We start from the raw sequence: 1,688 nt of genomic DNA on the forward strand, positions 1-1,688 counted from the left end.
GTATAAATTTGAATGCTTAAATTTTTACTATTGTTTATGAAAATTTCTGTTTCGTTTAAGCTATCAGCCACTTTGCTTAAATTTATGATCTCGCTCGCGCTATATTTTGTAAAGACCAAATTTGATGTGATCTTAAAAATTTTCTCTTGTAGCTTTGGCTCAAGCGCCAAAAACTCGCTATTTCGTTTTATAGACTGCTCTTTTTTTACTCGCCTTGTCGCTTCATCAAGTAAATTTTCATCGCTAAATGCGCTAAGAGAAATTTCATAAAGCTCTCTTAAAAGCTTTGCTGTGTAGGCGTTGTAAAGCCTCTCATTTGTGGCGTTTATCACGCAGTAGCTAAGGATGTAAAGTAGCTTTAAGACCTGCTTGTCGCCAAGCTTTGAGATAAAGGCAAAGATGACGCGCTGCGAGTAGATGTCCTCTCTGTTTGAGACGTTGCTCATTAGGGTGTGGTATTTTACGAGCGTAACGCCGATATTTACGGCCTTTTGGCTTAAATTTAGCTTGTTTGCGTAGGCTCTAAAGATATTTGCCCCGATATTTGCATGATCCTTGCCAAGTCCTTTGCCAACGTCATGCATAAGCGTCACGATCTTTAGCATCGTTTTGCCCTCCAAGCAAAGCTCAGCATAGAGATTTTTTATAAATTTATCTTTTATATTTTCAAGAAATTTGACGCTTAAAATGCTATGCTCATCAACCGTAAATTCGTGATAGCCGTCATATTCTGCTAGCTGGGAGATATGCTCCATCGGTTTTATCAAAATTTGTATCATCTGCGCATCGAGCAAGGATTTTAAGATAGCGTAGGAATTTTCTCTTAAAAATATCTTCTTAAACTCGCTGATAGCGCGCTCTAAACCATCTTTTGTGATGATGGCTCGCTTGATATAAAAGATCGCGCTTATATCAAATTTATAATCCACATCTTTTAGCTCCAAAAGCTCATTTATGAGATCCTCGATAAGGGCTGGCTTTTTGTGAAGTGGCACGTAGATGACGCCATTTATCTCATAAAAGCCATTTTTTAGCCTAGCAAATTTTCTCTGCTCGAAGCTTAACTCGCTTTTGAAAAATGGCCTGCAAAGCGAAGCTGCGATAAATCTTGAATAAATGGCTACGTTATTCATCGAGCTTAGCATCTTTTGGCTGATGACGCTCTCGTTGTCTTGCAGCTTTTTGGACTTTGTCTGCATGAAATTTGTCGTGATCTCGACACTTGAAGCACTGAAAGTATCGGTATTTTGGGTTAAATTTAAAGCACTTAGCAAGCTTAGTAAAAAATCGACATTTAGGTTAAAACTTGCGATCTCTTTTTCATTCATCACTTTAAGGGCTTGCGATCTAACCGAAACGTCGCTATCTAGGCAGTTTAGTATGCAGTTTAAGTGGTAAATTTCATCGATCCCACCAAAGCCACTTTTTAAATTTGGCTCTTGTGCCAAGTAGCTTATGCTAGAAAATGGCAAAAATGCCTTTAAATGGTAGTTTAAAAAGGCTTTTTTATCAAATTCTTTTATCTTTATGATCTCGCTTTTTACTAAGCGGTAGAGGCTTTTTGAGCCACAAATGTAGCGAAGTTGCGAGGTTTCGCTTTTAAATTTAAGGTCATCTTTGAAATTTATAAAAATTTCATCCACTTCGGCAATTTTTATCACAAATTTCATGCCAGAGCTATCTAAAAT

Annotated in this window: 1 protein-coding gene; it reads right to left on the bottom strand. The window is 37.4% G+C overall.

Translation table 11 applies throughout. The features are described 5' to 3' along the window. Positions 1 to 1,688, bottom strand: a 1,688-nt coding sequence (locus tag CYP84_RS07545) for an HD domain-containing protein (protein WP_103637151.1), incomplete at both ends; no start/stop codon positions are given.

It is taken from the genome of Campylobacter concisus, from assembly GCF_002912425.1.
Taxonomy (GTDB): Bacteria; Campylobacterota; Campylobacteria; order Campylobacterales; family Campylobacteraceae; genus Campylobacter_A; species Campylobacter_A concisus_AH.